This window comes from Leclercia sp. EC_58, from assembly GCF_019584355.1.
Classification (GTDB): domain Bacteria; phylum Pseudomonadota; class Gammaproteobacteria; order Enterobacterales; family Enterobacteriaceae; genus Enterobacter.
On the sequence record NZ_VDAM01000001.1, the window covers coordinates 1,671,009 to 1,686,595 of the forward strand.

Here is a 15,587-nt window from a genome sequence, read left to right on the forward strand (position 1 = left end):
ACGAAAATTAGGAGGAGCTATGGATTCCGTTATTCGATCACGTATTGACAGTGAACTAAAAGCTCGCGCGGGCGATGTGCTTGAAAGCTGTGGCCTTAACTGGAGCACGGCGATACGCCTGTTTGCAGAACAGATTGTTAAAAATGAAGGGATTCCTTTTGAGGTAACCCGCAAACCTACTACACGGTTACGCAATGCGATGCGCGAAGCCGAAGAGATTTCCACACACCAGAATGGACGCTTCGATGGTGTTGAACAGCTCATGGAGAGCTTAAAAAATGGGAAAGAGTAAACGCGCCCCGCTACCGTTCCGATCTGATTACACCAAAACCTTTGTTAAGGCATGGGAACGCTACAACAAAGCAGGCCGGAGAGATATGCACGATACAGCAGCGATCATGTCGTTAGTGCTTTCCGGCAATCCCATTCCCGCCGAGTACAGCGACCACGCCCTGACTGGTGATATGCAAGGATTTCGGGAATTGCATATTGGGGGTGATTATCTTCTCATTTATCGCGTCGATGATAAAAAGCATTTAGTGGTGTTTACCGACCTGGGGACACATGCAGAGCTGTTTGAGTAGCCACCTCCCCGGCGGCGCTGCGCTTGCCGGGGCTACCTGTTCCGTAGGCCTGTAAGCGAAGCGCCATCAGGCTTTACTTCTTCAATCCCGCAAACCCCGCCCGAATCTCTTCTTCTGGCAGTTCAATGCCAATAAACACCATGACGCTGTGCGGCTGCTCGTCGCCCCAGGGGCGATCCCAGTCGGCGCTGTAGAGGCGCTGCACGCCCTGGAACAGCAGGCGGTTCGGTTCGCCGTCGATCCAGAGCATCCCTTTGTAGCGCAGCAGTTTGTCGGCAAATGACAGCAGCAGGTTCTCCATTACCCGGGAGACTTCGCTGATATCCACCGGGTAATCCAGCTCCACCACAATCGACGCCACGTCGTTCTGCTTGTCCGCCATAAAGTGGAAGCGCGGTTTAGTGGTGACATTCTCTTCCAGCATAAAGCCGTTGGTGTTGAACAGCTGAGACAGGTCGATATCGCCATGGGTGACGGTATAGATGGGTGCTCGGGAGTTGATGCGCATCAGGCGCTCGCGCAGTTTTTCACTCTCGCCCGCCACATCGGTTTTGGTCAGCAGGATGCGGTCGGCGTAGCCCACCTGCGACTGGGCGATAGTGAACTGGTTCATCTGCTCGTCAGCGTGGACCGCATCGACCAGGGCGATCACGCCATCCAGCAGATAGCGCTGGCAGAGGATCTCATGGGAGAAAAAGGTCTGAATAATCGGGCCGGGGTCGGCCATGCCGGTGCACTCAATCACCAGGCGGTCGAAGTCGATCTCACCGCGATCGCGGCTGTCGAGCAGGTCGAGCAGGGCATCTTCGAGTTCGTTGGAGCGGGTGCAGCAGATGCAGCCGTTGGTCAGGGTTTTGATCTGGGTGGCGCGATCGCCAATCAGCTGGTCGTCCACCGAGACTTCACCGAACTCGTTTTCGATGACGGCGATTTTAAAGCCGTGTTGTTCGTTGAGGATGTGACGCAGCAGGGTGGTTTTGCCCGCGCCGAGAAAGCCGGTGAGTAGGGTAACGGCAATCGGTGTCATGGTTTCTCCTTCAGCAGCAGCGTACGCCGCCTTCTCCTCCTCCGCCGTAGCGCGCTTCCTGACGCTCGCGGAAGAATTCGTTGTAGGTCATGTACGGCTTATCCGGATGGTTGGTCTTCATATGCTCAACGTAGTTGTCATAGTCCGGAATGCCAATCAGCATCTTCGCCGCCTGACCGAGGTATTTTTTTGCTTCGCCTAAGTTACCAAACATTGTGCCATCCAGATAGAAAAAGCCCGGTAGCGCGCAGCGATCCGGGCCTATATAGAGGTTACTGACTTAATGGTGTGAAGAGGTCTTCACGCCGCCTTCCGGCACCGGTACGTACGGCGTCTCTTTATCGGTACGACCCTCGGCGTTACGCACTTTCATCCAGGTTTTGATGCCGTAGAAGATGATGCTGTAGACCACCACCAGGAACAGAATGCTCAGACCCGCGTTGGTGTAGTTGTTCACCACGATATGGTTCATGTTGGCAATCTGCTGGGCAGTTAGCTCACTGCCGCCTGCGGCAATCTTCTCTTTGTACTGGTTAGCCATAAAGAAGAAGCCTTCCAGCTGCGGGTTGGAGCTGAACAGTTTCAGACCCAGCGCCCAGGTGGTGCAGAGCAGCAGCCACAGGGCCGGTACCACGGTCACCCAGATGTATTTGGTGCGCTTCATCTTCACCAGTACCACGGTGCCGAGCACCAGAGCGACAGCCGCCAGCATCTGGTTAGAGATACCGAACAGCGGCCACAGGCTCTTCACGCCGCCCAGCGGGTCGACTACGCCCTGATACAGCAGATAACCCCACAGACCTACGCAACCCGCGGTTCCCAGTACGCCCGCCACCAGCGAGTCGGTCTTCTTCAGGAACGGCACGAAGTTACCCAGCAGATCCTGGAGCATAAAGCGGCCTGCACGGGTACCGGCATCCAGCGCGGTAAGGATGAACAGCGCTTCGAACAGAATACCGAAGTGGTACCAGAAGCCCATGTCCGCCCACGGCAGCACTTTGTGGAACACGTGGGCGATACCGACCGCCAGGGTTGGTGCGCCACCGGCACGGTTCAGCACCGACGGTTCGCCGATGTCTTTGGCTGTCTGCATGATCTGCTCAGGGGAGATCACAAAGCCCCAGGAGCTAACGGTCGCCGCCGCGTGGGCGCTTACGTCTTTCAGCTGCGCCATGATCAGCGCTGCGTTGTCACCGCCCATCTCATGCAGGTTCGGCATGGTAATGCCAAGGCCCGCTGGTGGGGTGTTCATCGCGAAGTAGAGACCCGGCTCGATGATGGACGCCGCCACCAGGGCCATGACCGCCACGAAGGATTCCATCAGCATCGCGCCGTAACCGATAAAGCGCGCATCGGTTTCGTTCGCCAGCAGTTTTGGCGTAGTGCCGGAGGCGATCAGGGCGTGGAAGCCAGAGACCGCACCACAGGCAATGGTGATAAACAGGAACGGGAACAGCGCGCCTTTCCACAGTGGACCGGTACCGTCGATGTACTGGGTCACCGCAGGCATTTTCAGCTCAGGGTTGATGATCACGATGCCGATCGCCAGACCGACGATCACGCCGATTTTCAGGAAGGTCGCCAGGTAATCGCGCGGCGCCAGAATCAGCCATACCGGCAGCAGGGCAGAGATAAAGGCGTAACCAATCAGCGCAAAGGTGATGGTGGTGTCTTTAAAGGTCAGCGCCGGGCCCCAGTACGGGTCGTGCGCAATCACGCCGCCAAAGTAAATGGAGGCCACCAGCAGTACAATACCAATCACTGACACTTCGCCCACGCGGCCCGGACGCAGGAATCGCATGTAGATCCCCATGAACAGCGCAATCGGCACGGTAGAGCAGACGGTGAATACGCCCCACGGACTTTCCGCCAGCGCTTTCACCACGATCAGCGCCAGCACCGCAAGGATGATGATCATGATCAGGAAGCAGCCGAACAGGGCGATGGTGCCTGGGACGCGGCCCATCTCTTCTTTGATCATCTCACCCAGAGAAGCGCCGTTACGGCGAGAAGAGATAAACAGCACCATAAAGTCCTGCACCGCACCCGCCAGCACCACGCCCGCCAGCAGCCACAGGGTACCCGGCAGGTAGCCCATCTGCGCCGCCAGGACCGGCCCAACCAGCGGACCCGCGCCTGCGATAGCCGCAAAGTGGTGGCCAAACAGCACATAGCGGTTGGTTGGCACGTAGTTAAGGCCGTCATTGTTAATGACCGCCGGGGTGGCGCGCGTCGGGTCGAGCTTCATGACCTTTTGCGCGATGTAGAGGCTGTAGTAGCGGTACGCCACCAGATAGACCGACACGGAGGCCACGACGATCCACAGGGCGCTGATGTGCTCGCCGCGACGCAGGGCGACGACGGCAAGGCAACATGCCCCGAGTATCCCAAGCAGCAGCCAGGGGACGTGCTTAAGTAGTTTTTTGATATCCATAATAAGACCTGGTTTTTAGATGAAAAAAGCGTCAGGGTTCGCTGTAGAGAGAGTGATTAATGCTGCGGCGATCTTGCCAGAGCCTTGCGCGTGTAAAGGAAGGTAAATCGGTGAGTGGTTGTATGACGGGATGAGCGGTCAACTGCGAGGGCGAGTGGTTCAGGCTCGCCGTCAGAGGAGGGGATTGTGTGAAGGGGATCACGATGTCAGAAGCGGATCACTCCACGTCCGCCAGATAGTTCTCCAGAGTGGCAACGAATTTCTGCTTCAGCCATGCCGGTTCCAGCACCTCGATGTTAGGCAGCCAGTAGAAGAGCAGCGGCAGGATCTGGTTTTCATGTGCGGCATGGCAGCGCAGGGTGATGCCGTTTTTATCTTCCGCCAGAATTTCCTGGCCGGGCAGCAGATCGCGGCGTTTAAAATAGTGCGCAATGGTGGTGGGAATAAGCACATCCACTTCGAATGTCTCTTCGCTGACCCACGGGTCGGGATTTTTTTCCAGTAATTCGAGGGTGTCGTTATCTGGCGTGAAGGTTTCGCTGCGAATATCCAGCCACTGAATAAGGCTTAAAGAAAACGATTTCAATCTGCCGCCTTCGGTGGCTTGTAAATACCATATATTTTTTTTGTTAATTACTTTATAAGGGTTAACCTGCCGCGATTTTCCTTTATAGAGGATCTGGCAAATCTGCTGGCCCTTAATCGCCTTCTCAAAGGCCGCAAGCTGCGCGTGAATATCCCATTTTTCTTTTCGCTCGGCCTCGTTACCGAGGATCATAATATGGTTTTCCTCCACCCGAGACTCCAGTTTCTGCCAGAATTCACGGCCTTTGTCAGGAAAATAGTCATCCACATTCAGGAAGTTAGCAATGACGTGATGCAGCCCCGGGCCGGTGTGTCCCTGCGGGGAATGAATAAGCCGGTACAGCCCGTTTCCGGTGTACTCCACAATCGGCGAGAGTGCATTCAGATCGCGATAGACGGTGCGCTCAGTAATATTAAATTTATGCATCAATGCCTGGCGGTTAACCACGCCGTGTAAATGAAGCTCCAGCAGAATATCTACCAACCTTTCAGCCGAGCGACTCCTGGTCGGAATTGTCATATAGCTTTCCCGTGATCTAAAACATTGCTGTGAATTACGCCGGTGCGGGCTGACAAAATATGTCAGTGCAAAAAACGGCGTGAAAATTTGTCTTAGGTTATAACGGCCAGATTAGGGATAAACATTAGTTATTTTTACAACGAGGGGATAAAAGCGAGGGGCAGATCGGATCCGCCGGGGCAATCTCCCCGGCGGAGTGGTGAATTAGCGTTCGAGTTCGGAATCGGTAATAGAATCCGGCAGGGGGAGTTCGGTCGGGACGTTAAGCCAGTCGGACTTACCGTAAAACACGGCGTTGATCTGCGTGTTGTAGAGCAGGTGGGTACGAAAACGCTGGAAGAGCTGTTTGTCAGGCGCGAAATCCGTTTGCCAGAACTGGTTCAACGGCCCCTGCCAGGTTAAGCCTTCGATGTCATACAGCGCTTTGCCCATCACCTTGAGCGGCTTGTTGTGGATCAGCGCCGACAGCCCCGCGGTGCTGTTAACGGTGATCACTCCCCGGGTGTGGGTCAGCAGGGCGGGCAGGGAGAGATCGTGGATATAGATCACCCGGTCAGTCGTAATGCCGTACTTCTCGCACAGCGTATTAATCAGCACGCCATAATAGCGGTGACCACGATCCATCGGGTGATGCTTGAACACCAGATGGTGTTCTTTCGGCGCATGGCGGGCGAACGAGCGGATCACGGTTTCGATATAGTCACGCACATCTTTATACGGGCTGTGGTGAATGATCTGGCTGTCGTTGTAGACCTGCAAAATCGCCAGGTAGTACGCGTTGTCCAGCGTTTCGGTGATATGGCTCAGCATATGGCGCTGCTTCCAGCGATACCACAGCTTACGGCGGCCGGCACGGACCCAGCAGCGCATCTCATACCACGGGGAAAACGATTTATGGTGGCGGTAGCCGCGATAGCGATGGCGACCAAACCAGCCCGCCGCGTAATAAAGCATGGCGTGGGCGGCACGGTTAAAGGCGCTGGGCTTCCATGGCGTCGGGGTTTTCAGCTCCGGCAGCGGCTGCTCGCGATAGTATTTCGCATCGATGGGCATCGAGGAGAAGGCGTTCACGCCGCCTTTTTCCAGGGTGATATAAAATGGCCGGAAATACCCCTCCTCAAAGGCGAGAAAGTCGATGGCTTTACCGCGCGCCCACTTCTTCGCTTCGACATGCATCGGGCGGCAATCCCCGAAACAGACGATGGTGTCGAAGGCGTACTCTTTGTGCAGATCGCGCAGCCAGAAGGCAAAATTTTTCACCGGGCCGGTGTAGTGCAGCGACGTCTCTTTTGCGGCATACCAGGCGTCTCCGGCATTAAAGCAGACCTGCTTCACTTCGCGGTGGCTGTGCTGCAGCCAGGTCGCCAGACGTGCAAAGCAGGGGCCCATCGGTCCTTGTAATAAAAGATATCGGCGGCCATTTAATAAATGGCGTATGGCTTGCTCTTCCATTTCTTTTCCCAGATCCGTTCCGTTGATGAGACAGGTGATTAACGGCTTGATGACCGCTTTTCTTTAATACATCAGGATAAATCGTTCGCTAGCGAAGCGTCTGCGCGAGATAGCTCAGTTTTAACTGCCAGCGCTGCCAGCGGCTGGCTTTTTGCGATGAGGAGTTGCCCTGCGTGGCCAACTGGCGGATCAACTGCTCCGGGCTCATCCACAGCCCGCTCTGCCAGTCGATATAGCGCGGATAGGCCACCAGGGTCAGGTAGACCAGCGCCGCCAGTGGCAGAGGGCGCTGACGACGCGGGGCAGGATGTCTGTCTTCGGTCAGTCCCCAGCCGCTGTAGAACGGCTGGCCCCAGGTGGTGACGTTCACCCCCTGCACCAGCGCTTCAAAGCCGCTCAGCGACGTCATGGTGTGCAGCTCATCCACATGGGGATAAAGACTGGTCAGGCCGAGATCCAGCACCTGGCTGTCGACGCAGTGGGCCAGACATTCGGCAGAGATAGCCCCGGCCCGGTTGCCCGCCACCACGTCCGGGTGCGGTTTAAAGAGGATGTGCGCCTCCGGTCTGGCGTCACGTACCGCCCATAGCAGCGCTTCGTTGCTGCGGATAACCGGACTGCCGGTGAGGATCGAGGCATCGCCATCCACCTGGCCCACCACCAGCACCAGCGAACGGCCATCAGCAGGTGGGGTGAACGGTTTGACGGTGCCAACGTTATATTTGCTCACCCCGTGCTGGCGGAGTAGATCCACCAGCGTCTCGCCGCGAGCCAGCTCCTGGTCGGTAAGCTCATGCTGATTTAGCAACTGCTCCAGCCCGCTTGGACGGCGACTGTCGAAGTAGATCCCTACCGGGTCGATGGAGAGCGACGAAGGGCGGCACAGGTTCGAGCCCAGCCCCCGGGAGCGGATAAAACCATCTTCCACCCGGATGGCGCTTTTAAGTTCAGGATGGCGGCTGCCCCACACCAGCACCTGCTCGTCGGGGGCCAGCGTTTCAGGCAGCTTGCGCACAAAGCGCAGCTCTTCGGCCAGCGGCTGGCAGAAGGCGCGCATAAAGGCGCGCTTCCACAGCGAGAAGCCCACCATATAGAGGCGGCGATAGCGCGGGGCTGGGCTCTGCTGACCGGCAATAATCTCGAGCACCTGTTCCACTTCGCAGCGCTGGCCCAGGATCGGGTCCAGATAGCGCGGGTAGAGGATCAGCGCCGCTGCCACCAGCTGGGGCAGGGCGATCGGCCCCTGACGGCGCGGGCAGGTTTTGCTGTCGTGGGTCAGCCCCCAGCCCGCGTAAAACGGCATGCCGAAGCAGTAGACCGCTTTCCCAAGCAGCAGCGCTTCAAAGCCCATCTGGGAAGAGACGGTGTAGACCGCCTCTACGCTGTTCAGCAGGGCATGGGGATGGCAGTGTTCGGCCACTACCTCCACGTCGTCCAGCGCCAGCCGCGCCAGCACGCCGCTTTTTTTACCCAGCCGGGTATCCGGGTGAGTGCGCAGCAGCAGGCGGGCATCGGGGTGATTACGTCGGGCCGCCGCCACCATTGCGACAAAATCGTCTTCGCTTGCCAGCGCACCCGGGATGGAGAGATCCCCCGCCACCTGGTCAATCAGCAGCACTTTCGGGCGCGGGTCGCTATGCAGACGGGCCGCCAGCGTATCCGGCAGGCCGCTGCCTGCGGCATAGCAGTTGTACTTGGTGATACCAAGACGCAGCAGTTCAGCTATGAGCGCTTCGGCACGCGCCAGCATGCTGTCATCGCAGGGGGTCGCGATCAGCTCTTCAAGGCGGCTCGGCTGGCGGGCATCGTAGTAAATTCCCACAGGATCGGCGATCAGGGAGACGGACTTGCCCCCCCGGGCGGGATGGCCAATATACCCGATAAAGCCATCCTCAAGCTGCCAGTACGGCAGGCCGAGATCGTGGGCTTTTTGTTTGATTTGGCGGGTATTGGCTTTTTGGCCCCAGCCGACCAGGACATCGTCTTGCGCCAGTTCTGTGTTGGTTTTAAAGGCGTGTAACGGGCGGCCCAGCATCGGCTCAAGCTGCGCTTTTCGGGCCAGGATCCCGGCTGAACCTGTATAGAATTTCATGTGCGCTCTGTGCATCAGAAAACGCCCCGCGTCACTGCGGGGCGTGGGACTCAGAAGTACTCTGCGTCAGGGAAGGATTTGGCAACGCTGTCTTTGGCGGAGGTGAGGATCTCGCTGTCGATTTCTGGCCAGGTAATACCAATGGTTTCATCGTTCCAGCGGATGCCGCGGTCGCTCTCCGGCGCGTAGTAGTTGGTGGTTTTGTAAAGGAATTCTGCGGTGTCGCTCAGGGTCATAAAGCCGTGGGCGAAACCTTCCGGGATCCACAGTTGGCGCTTGTTTTCGCCAGACAGATGCACGCCCACCCACTGACCAAAGGTCGGGGAGCTTTTACGGATATCCACCGCCACGTCGAACACTTCACCAGCCACACAGCGCACCAGTTTGCCCTGCGCATGCGGCGCCAGCTGGTAGTGCAGGCCACGCAGAACGCCTTTTGAGGATTTGGAGTGGTTGTCCTGCACGAAGTTTACGCTGCGGCCAATGGCGGCTTCGAACTGCTTGTGGTTAAAGCTTTCGAAGAAGAAGCCACGGTCATCGCCAAACACTTTTGGCTCAAAGATAAAGACGTCGGGGATTGCGGTCTGAATTACGTTCATGATTACGGCCTGATTGATAAATGGGGCATGACGCCCCAGGTGTTAATGGTGACTACTTGAGCATTTTCAGCAGATATTGCCCGTAAGCATTCTTCGCCAGTGGCGCGGCTAACTTGCGCACCTGGTCGGCATCGATAAACTTCAGACGGTAAGCAATCTCTTCAGGACAGGCCACTTTCAGCCCCTGACGGGTTTCGATGGTCTGGATGAAGTTGCTGGCCTCAATCAGGCTCTCATGGGTGCCGGTATCAAGCCAGGCATAACCACGGCCCATCATGGCGACCGACAGATCGCCCTGCTCAAGGTAGATGCGGTTCACGTCAGTGATTTCCAGCTCGCCGCGCGGGGACGGTTTCAGGCTTTTGGCAATCTCAACCACGCGGTTGTCATAGAAGTAGAGACCAGTTACCGCATAGTTGCTCTTCGGTTGCAGCGGTTTCTCTTCCAGGGAGATCGCGGTGCCTTCACGGTCGAACTCCACCACGCCATAACGCTCAGGATCGTGTACATGATAGGCAAAGACGGTAGCGCCCGCAGGTTTGGCTGCGGCGGCTTCCAGCTGTTTTTGCAGGTCGTGGCCGTAGAAGATGTTGTCGCCCAGCACCAGCGCACAGTCGTCGTCGCCGATAAACTCTTCGCCGAGGATAAAGGCCTGCGCCAGGCCGTCCGGGCTTGGCTGCACTTTATACTGCAGGTTCAGGCCCCACTGGCTGCCGTCGCCCAGCAGTTGCTCAAAGCGCGGCGTATCCTGCGGGGTGCTGATGATCAGGATGTCGCGGATACCGGCCAGCATCAGGGTGCTCAGCGGGTAGTAGATCATCGGCTTGTCGTAGATTGGCAGCAGCTGTTTGCTCACCGCCATGGTGACCGGATAGAGACGAGTCCCTGACCCACCGGCCAGAATAATACCTTTACGCTTGTTCATAATCCTTCATTTCTTCTGTTTTGCTCCGGATGACGGCGAACCGCCACCCGGCATCTGTTTGATTGCTGTAGAGGGAGCTAAACGTGCCGCTCCCTGACAAAGGTCCGTGTCGATAAAACAAGGCATGCATAGCATACCCTGATGCATTTACTTTCCAAGGATTTCGGCAAGCATGCGATCGACGCCGAGGGTCCAGTCTGGCAGCGTCAGCCCGAAGGTGCGCTGGAACTTGCTGGTATCGAGGCGTGAGTTATGCGGACGTTTCGCCGGCGTTGGGAACGCGCTGGTCGGCACTGCATTCACCTGGGTGACCGCCAGCTCAACGCCTGCCGCGCGTGCAGTCGCGAAGACCCGCTGGGCATACTCGAACCAGGTGGTGGTGCCGGAGGCGATCAGATGATAAAGGCCGGCGACTTCCGGCTTATCCTGGGCGATACGGATCGCATGCGCCGTGCAGTCGGCCAGCAGCTCTGCTCCGGTCGGCGCGCCAAACTGATCGTTGATCACCGACATTTCGCTGCGCTCTTTGCCAAAGCGCAGCATGGTTTTGGCGAAGTTAGCGCCACGGGCGGCATAGACCCAGCTGGTGCGGAACACCAGATGACGGGAGCAGAGCGCGGCAGCCTGCTCGCCCGCCAGCTTGGTTTCGCCGTAGACGTTCAGCGGTGCAGTCTGGTCTGTCTCGACCCAGGGTTTTTCACCGCTGCCATCGAAGACGTAGTCGGTGGAGTAGTGCGCCAGCCAGGCGCCTAGCGCCTCGGCTTCTTTAGCGATGGCGGCTACGCTGGTGGCGTTGAGCAGCTCGGCAAAGTCGCGCTCGCTCTCAGCTTTATCCACCGCGGTATGGGCGGCGGCATTGACGATCACGTCCGGCTTTAGCAGACGCACGGTCTCAGCCACGCCTTCCGGGTTGCTGAAATCACCACAGTAGTCGGTGGAGTCAAAATCCACCGCCGTAATACGACCTAGCGGCAACAGCGCGCGCTGCAGCTCCCAGCCCACCTGGCCATTTTTGCCGAACAGCAGAATATGCATCAGTTACGCTCCTGATAGTTCTTTGCGATCCAGTCCTGATAACTGCCGCTTTTCACGTTGTTAACCCACTGCTGGTTATCCAGATACCACTGCACGGTTTTGCGGATACCGGACTCGAAAGTCTCCTGCGGCTGCCAGTTCAGCTCGTGGCTCATTTTGCTGGCATCGATCGCGTAGCGACGGTCGTGGCCCGGGCGGTCAGTCACGTAGGTGATCTGGTCGCGGTAGGAACCGGCCTTCGGCACCATCTCGTCGAGCAGGTCGCAGATGGTGTGGACCACCTCCAGGTTCTGCTTCTCGTTGTGCCCGCCGATGTTGTAAGTCTCGCCCACCACGCCGGTAGTAACCACGGTGTAGAGCGCACGGGCGTGATCTTCCACGTAGAGCCAGTCGCGGATCTGATCGCCTTTGCCGTAGATGGGCAGCGCTTTGCCGTCCAGCGCATTGAGGATCACCAGCGGGATCAGCTTCTCAGGGAAGTGATACGGGCCGTAGTTGTTGGAGCAGTTGGTGACGATGGTCGGTAGACCATAGGTACGACGCCACGCGCGCACCAGTTGATCGCTGGAGGCTTTCGACGCGGAGTACGGGCTGCTTGGCGCGTACGGCGTGGTCTCGGTAAAGAGCGGCAGCTCACTACCCTCACTCACTTCATCCGGGTGCGGCAGGTCGCCATACACTTCGTCGGTGGAGATGTGGTGGAAACGGAACGCCTGCTTGCGGGATTCATCCAGCTCGCTCCAGTAAGCGCGAGCCGCTTCCAGCAGCGTGTAAGTGCCGACGATATTGGTTTCGATAAAATCAGCCGGGCCGGTAATGGAGCGATCCACATGGCTCTCGGCGGCCAGATGCATCACCGCATCCGGTTGATGGGTGGCAAAGACCCGATCCAGCTCTGCACGATTGCAGATATCCACCTGTTCGAAGGCGTAACGGTCGCTCGCTGCGACCTCGGCCAGCGATTCCAGATTGCCCGCGTAGGTAAGCTTATCAAGGTTGATCACCGCATCCTGCGTATCCCGGATGATATGGCGAACAACAGCAGAACCGATAAAACCGGCTCCACCGGTTACAAGGATTTTCATAAGCGATTTTTTTTGATAGGTGAAAAGTCACAAAATGATAATTAAATATCTTATTTAACGAAAGGGAATGCGATGGGGCAAAACTGTAAAAGTGTAGCTTTCTCATTCTCGTTCGCTGTGCGTTAACCATTCATAACGTGCTTTTTGTCGCTTATTGGGTAAGGACAACCGCTTTTTCTAATCCTTATAAGTCAGGCTCTACATTTATCTTGCATCTATGGAGAGATTTTAATAATTACAAAATTGGGACAATTCGGTCTTTAAGGTAGGGGTATATACCTTTGAAATTTGATGTTAGTAGGTATATATCCCCTTGTTTGAGGCGCTCTATTATCAGTACGTTGTTTGAATCTCAGACTCAAAATGTTGCTGGATACGCGCCAAATCTTCTGAAGTATCAACCCCATGTGGAGGCGCTTGCTCGACACGAGCAACGGCAATCTTAATGCCATGCCAGAGTGCTCTAAGTTGCTCCAGTGACTCCAGTTGTTCTACAGGAGAGACTGGCAGATCGCTGAGAGACATGAGGGTACTGACTTTATAAGCATATAAACCGATGTGACGTAACCAGCTCGTGGTTGTGCTGGTAAAGGCGACTTCTGCATTAGTGCTTTGCAACTGGGCGAATTTGTCCCGATCCCATGGAATTGGTGCGCGAGAAAAATAGAGTGCCTGGCCTGCAGCGTTTGTTACTACTTTGACGCATTGGGGAGCCATGACTTGTTCGAAATCCACAATAGGGCATGCCAGTGTGGCAATCCCACTTTCCCTGTCAGCCGCTAAAGTATCAGCCGCCAACTGGATTAGATGAGCGGGAAGCAAGGGTTCGTCGCCCTGAACATTGACCACAATCTCTTTGTCAGCCCAACCTTGCAGCTTAGCGACTTCAGCAAGCCTGTCTGTACCACAACTGTGATTAACATCAGTCATTACCACATTGGCACCGAAAGCCGTAGCTGCGTCATAGATGCGTTGGTCATCGGTTGCAACCCAGATATCCACGGACGGAATTCCGGTTTCCAGTGCTCGTTGCCAGACATGCCAAACCATAGGACGACCATTAATCAGGGCCAGGGGCTTACCCGGTAAACGACTAGAACCATAACGGGCTGGAATCACGATTTTGTAAGACATAAAAAAGTCCATAAATTTATCGGCAGGGCGGATAAAGCAAAGGCGTATTACTTAATACGCCTTTTTCCTAGATTTCGAAGGGAAGGTAATTAAACCAATGTATCTTCGAGGAAACGGTGGGAGCGAGTAACGTGATCGATTTCTGCTAATACGGTCAGCATCTCTTCCATGACAGTCAGAGGCAGCATGTTTGGACCATCACTCAATGCTTTTGCTGGCTCTGGATGCGTTTCCATAAAGAGGCCATCAACACCGACCGCCACGGCAGCACGAGCCAGAACCGGGACAAATTCACGCTGGCCGCCACTGGTAGCACCCTGTCCACCTGGTTGCTGTACAGAGTGCGTTGCATCAAAGACCACTTTACAGCCGGTACGACGCATAACCGGCAGGCCGCGCATATCAGAGATCAGGGTGTTGTAACCGAAGGACGTGCCACGGTCGCACAGCCAGATGTCCTGGTTGCCAACTTCATGGCATTTCTTAACGACCTGCTCCATATCCCATGGTGCCTGGAACTGACCTTTTTTAATATTTACAGGCTTGCCACAACGAGCGACACGCTGGATAAAGTTAGTCTGACGAACCAGGAAGGCTGGAGTTTGCAGAACATCAACCACTGAAGCCACTTCTTCTACTGGCGTGTCTTCGTGTACATCGGTTAGTACACGTAAGCCATAGGTCTCCTTCACCTTTTGCAAAATTTGCAGACCGCGTTCCATACCAGGGCCACGGAAGCTGTCGGTGGAGCTACGGTTAGCTTTGTCAAAACTGGATTTGAAGATGTAATCCATACCCAATTTGTCGGTGATTTCTTTAATGCGTCCGGCAACGTCCATTACGAGTTGTTCGGATTCGATGACGCAAGGTCCTGCGATTAAAAACATATATGTTGTCCTTTATATAACTTAAGATAGCTAAATGTTTTACTAAATACTCGTATCAGCAAGATCTGCGTTCTTTTCTGCCTCGTGAATACTTATTGAGTCCGATTCAAAAAAATTAATCAATGTATCGACTTGTTCTTTGCTTGGGCTAATAGTTACATGCTTTTTTGAATTGTGTGGGTTTAAAAGCAATAGGTTATTGTTTCGAGCGGAATTAATGATTATATCATTAAGGTCAAAAATATCAGCTGGATAAGTTCCACATTCTAAATAAAGTTTCGTACCTTGATTGTTTTTTATTATTTCTGAAGCTGATATGAATCGCTCATCGCATTTTGTTATACAGTCATACCAAGAAGTATCATTATGGAGTCTGGCTGCTTCTTTAGATGTCTGAGGGTTGATAGAAATAATTCCTCTCAGGTTCATTTCATAACCTAATCGTAATGCGCCATATCCCCCCATAGAACCGCCGATAATAAAGGTGTTATGGGTTTCTAAATTAAATTCAATTTGAACCGATTTAATTATTTCTTTATATTGAGAAATTTTATCTAACTCATGGCCGCAATACCATGTATTTTCTACATCATTCATAAATAAACAAACATTGTCGCTTTCCCATAGTTCATTTTCATCCCAATACCAAGAATATCGGTTATAAGTTTTACGTTGAGAGTAGCCGCTTAGTAAAATAATTAATCGCTTAGGGTTTTTAGATGGATAGACAAGATGTTCTAAATCATTTTTTGTACGTTCATAATGTTTGAGAATATAGTCTCTATCAAAAGGCATCTTATGGCAAATTTTTTTGTAAATTAATTTTACAATTGGTTCTCGTAGAGGAACTAATTTTAAAATTTGCTCTTCTGTAATAATTTTATTGTTTACTTCCCAAGTGCGGTAAATAGCTAACCATTTTTGATATGGTAGGTCAAAATCACCATTATCTTGCTTGAAGTATTTTGCTATGAGCTCAATTATTTCTTGCGTATTCATAGATCGCATATACCACTTTAATATAAATTATAAGGTTATAATTTTTTTGGAATATTAGTATGTTTTTATTATAGCCATGGGTTAGCGCTATTTGTTTTGCTAAAGAATAATCTAATTTATTATGAAATAAAATTATTCTAAATTTTTCATAATGTAAAGTTCTATATATATTTTCTATCAGGATCGATAAGTTGTAATTAGTAAAGGAATCATTACCCTCGTTAGAGTA

15 protein-coding genes are annotated in these 15,587 nt (G+C 54.1%); 2 read left to right on the forward strand and 13 right to left on the reverse strand.

Going from position 1 to position 15,587, the window contains the following annotated elements; genetic code table 11:
- Window positions 1-19 precede the first annotated feature (19 nt).
- Both FHC51_RS08165 and FHC51_RS08170 read left to right on the forward strand, forming a co-directional pair.
- On the forward strand, window positions 20-292 hold the full coding sequence (locus FHC51_RS08165; protein ID WP_114315982.1) for a type II toxin-antitoxin system RelB/DinJ family antitoxin: 273 nt from the start codon (window positions 20-22) through the stop codon (window positions 290-292).
- The gene (locus tag FHC51_RS08170) at window positions 279-584 is read left to right on the forward strand and encodes a type II toxin-antitoxin system YafQ family toxin (protein ID WP_114315981.1); all 306 of its coding nucleotides are present in this window, start codon (window positions 279-281) and stop codon (window positions 582-584) included. The genes FHC51_RS08165 and FHC51_RS08170 overlap by 14 nt, the downstream gene beginning before the upstream one ends.
- Window positions 585-657: 73 nt before the next feature.
- Here the strand turns inward: FHC51_RS08170 and yjiA are convergent, their stop codons facing one another.
- From yjiA to FHC51_RS08235, 13 genes are all read right to left on the reverse strand, one after another.
- Complete coding sequence (yjiA, locus tag FHC51_RS08175) at window positions 658-1,611, reverse strand: GTPase (RefSeq protein WP_220435292.1); 954 nt, start codon at window positions 1,609-1,611, stop codon at window positions 658-660.
- Window positions 1,612-1,621: 10 nt separating this feature from the next.
- Window positions 1,622-1,825 carry a YbdD/YjiX family protein gene (locus FHC51_RS08180; protein ID WP_032616354.1) on the reverse strand — a complete coding sequence of 68 codons (204 nt, stop codon included), beginning with the start codon at window positions 1,823-1,825 and terminating at the stop codon, window positions 1,622-1,624.
- Between the two features lie 66 nt (window positions 1,826-1,891).
- Window positions 1,892-4,045 (reverse strand): carbon starvation CstA family protein, encoded by a 2,154-nt coding sequence (locus FHC51_RS08185; RefSeq protein ID WP_220435293.1) that lies wholly within the window; start codon window positions 4,043-4,045, stop codon window positions 1,892-1,894.
- Window positions 4,046-4,262: 217 nt separating this feature from the next.
- Complete coding sequence (locus tag FHC51_RS08190) at window positions 4,263-5,150, reverse strand: YafY family protein (protein WP_114388026.1); 888 nt, start codon at window positions 5,148-5,150, stop codon at window positions 4,263-4,265.
- A 204-nt stretch (window positions 5,151-5,354) separates the two neighbouring features.
- Complete coding sequence (locus FHC51_RS08195; RefSeq protein WP_103823131.1) at window positions 5,355-6,602, reverse strand: capsule biosynthesis protein; 1,248 nt, start codon at window positions 6,600-6,602, stop codon at window positions 5,355-5,357.
- Window positions 6,603-6,690: 88 nt separating this feature from the next.
- Window positions 6,691-8,694 carry a capsular polysaccharide biosynthesis protein gene (locus FHC51_RS08200; RefSeq protein WP_220435294.1) on the reverse strand — a complete coding sequence of 668 codons (2,004 nt, stop codon included), beginning with the start codon at window positions 8,692-8,694 and terminating at the stop codon, window positions 6,691-6,693.
- A 50-nt stretch (window positions 8,695-8,744) separates the two neighbouring features.
- Complete coding sequence (gene rfbC, locus FHC51_RS08205; RefSeq protein WP_103823133.1) at window positions 8,745-9,293, reverse strand: dTDP-4-dehydrorhamnose 3,5-epimerase; 549 nt, start codon at window positions 9,291-9,293, stop codon at window positions 8,745-8,747.
- 52 nt (window positions 9,294-9,345) lie between these two features.
- Window positions 9,346-10,218 carry a glucose-1-phosphate thymidylyltransferase RfbA gene (gene rfbA, locus FHC51_RS08210; RefSeq protein WP_156237703.1) on the reverse strand — a complete coding sequence of 291 codons (873 nt, stop codon included), beginning with the start codon at window positions 10,216-10,218 and terminating at the stop codon, window positions 9,346-9,348.
- Window positions 10,219-10,365: 147 nt separating this feature from the next.
- Window positions 10,366-11,253, reverse strand: coding sequence for a dTDP-4-dehydrorhamnose reductase (rfbD, locus tag FHC51_RS08215; RefSeq protein WP_220435295.1), 888 nt, complete (start codon window positions 11,251-11,253; stop codon window positions 10,366-10,368).
- Complete coding sequence (gene rfbB / locus FHC51_RS08220; RefSeq protein WP_220435296.1) at window positions 11,253-12,338, reverse strand: dTDP-glucose 4,6-dehydratase; 1,086 nt, start codon at window positions 12,336-12,338, stop codon at window positions 11,253-11,255. The genes rfbD and rfbB overlap by 1 nt, the downstream gene beginning before the upstream one ends.
- A 333-nt stretch (window positions 12,339-12,671) precedes the next feature.
- Complete coding sequence (gene kdsB / locus FHC51_RS08225) at window positions 12,672-13,472, reverse strand: 3-deoxy-manno-octulosonate cytidylyltransferase (protein WP_220435297.1); 801 nt, start codon at window positions 13,470-13,472, stop codon at window positions 12,672-12,674.
- A gap of 89 nt (window positions 13,473-13,561) precedes the next feature.
- Window positions 13,562-14,359 (reverse strand): 3-deoxy-8-phosphooctulonate synthase, encoded by a 798-nt coding sequence (kdsA, locus tag FHC51_RS08230; RefSeq protein ID WP_220435298.1) that lies wholly within the window; start codon window positions 14,357-14,359, stop codon window positions 13,562-13,564.
- A 42-nt stretch (window positions 14,360-14,401) separates the two neighbouring features.
- Window positions 14,402-15,358, reverse strand: a complete 957-nt coding sequence (locus FHC51_RS08235; protein WP_255584784.1) for an alpha/beta hydrolase — start codon at window positions 15,356-15,358, stop codon at window positions 14,402-14,404.
- Between the last annotated feature and the right edge of the window lie 229 nt (window positions 15,359-15,587).

Excerpts from the sequence above, each read along its gene's own strand:
- rfbC (WP_103823133.1), bottom strand. The coding sequence starts at position 9,293 with ATGAACGTAATTCAGACCGCAATCCCCGACGTCTTTATCTTTGAGCCA.
- FHC51_RS08200 (WP_220435294.1), bottom strand. The coding sequence starts at position 8,694 with ATGAAATTCTATACAGGTTCAGCCGGGATCCTGGCCCGAAAAGCGCAG.
- FHC51_RS08235 (WP_255584784.1), bottom strand. The coding sequence starts at position 15,358 with ATGAATACGCAAGAAATAATTGAGCTCATAGCAAAATACTTCAAGCAA.
- FHC51_RS08165 (WP_114315982.1), top strand. The coding sequence starts at position 20 with ATGGATTCCGTTATTCGATCACGTATTGACAGTGAACTAAAAGCTCGC.
- FHC51_RS08180 (WP_032616354.1), bottom strand. The coding sequence starts at position 1,825 with ATGTTTGGTAACTTAGGCGAAGCAAAAAAATACCTCGGTCAGGCGGCG.
- FHC51_RS08190 (WP_114388026.1), bottom strand. The coding sequence starts at position 5,150 with ATGACAATTCCGACCAGGAGTCGCTCGGCTGAAAGGTTGGTAGATATT.
- FHC51_RS08195 (WP_103823131.1), bottom strand. The coding sequence starts at position 6,602 with ATGGAAGAGCAAGCCATACGCCATTTATTAAATGGCCGCCGATATCTT.
- rfbD (WP_220435295.1), bottom strand. The coding sequence starts at position 11,253 with ATGCATATTCTGCTGTTCGGCAAAAATGGCCAGGTGGGCTGGGAGCTG.
- yjiA (WP_220435292.1), bottom strand. The coding sequence starts at position 1,611 with ATGACACCGATTGCCGTTACCCTACTCACCGGCTTTCTCGGCGCGGGC.
- FHC51_RS08170 (WP_114315981.1), top strand. The coding sequence starts at position 279 with ATGGGAAAGAGTAAACGCGCCCCGCTACCGTTCCGATCTGATTACACC.
- FHC51_RS08185 (WP_220435293.1), bottom strand. The coding sequence starts at position 4,045 with ATGGATATCAAAAAACTACTTAAGCACGTCCCCTGGCTGCTGCTTGGG.
- rfbA (WP_156237703.1), bottom strand. The coding sequence starts at position 10,218 with ATGAACAAGCGTAAAGGTATTATTCTGGCCGGTGGGTCAGGGACTCGT.
- rfbB (WP_220435296.1), bottom strand. The coding sequence starts at position 12,338 with ATGAAAATCCTTGTAACCGGTGGAGCCGGTTTTATCGGTTCTGCTGTT.
- kdsA (WP_220435298.1), bottom strand. The coding sequence starts at position 14,359 with ATGTTTTTAATCGCAGGACCTTGCGTCATCGAATCCGAACAACTCGTA.
- kdsB (WP_220435297.1), bottom strand. The coding sequence starts at position 13,472 with ATGTCTTACAAAATCGTGATTCCAGCCCGTTATGGTTCTAGTCGTTTA.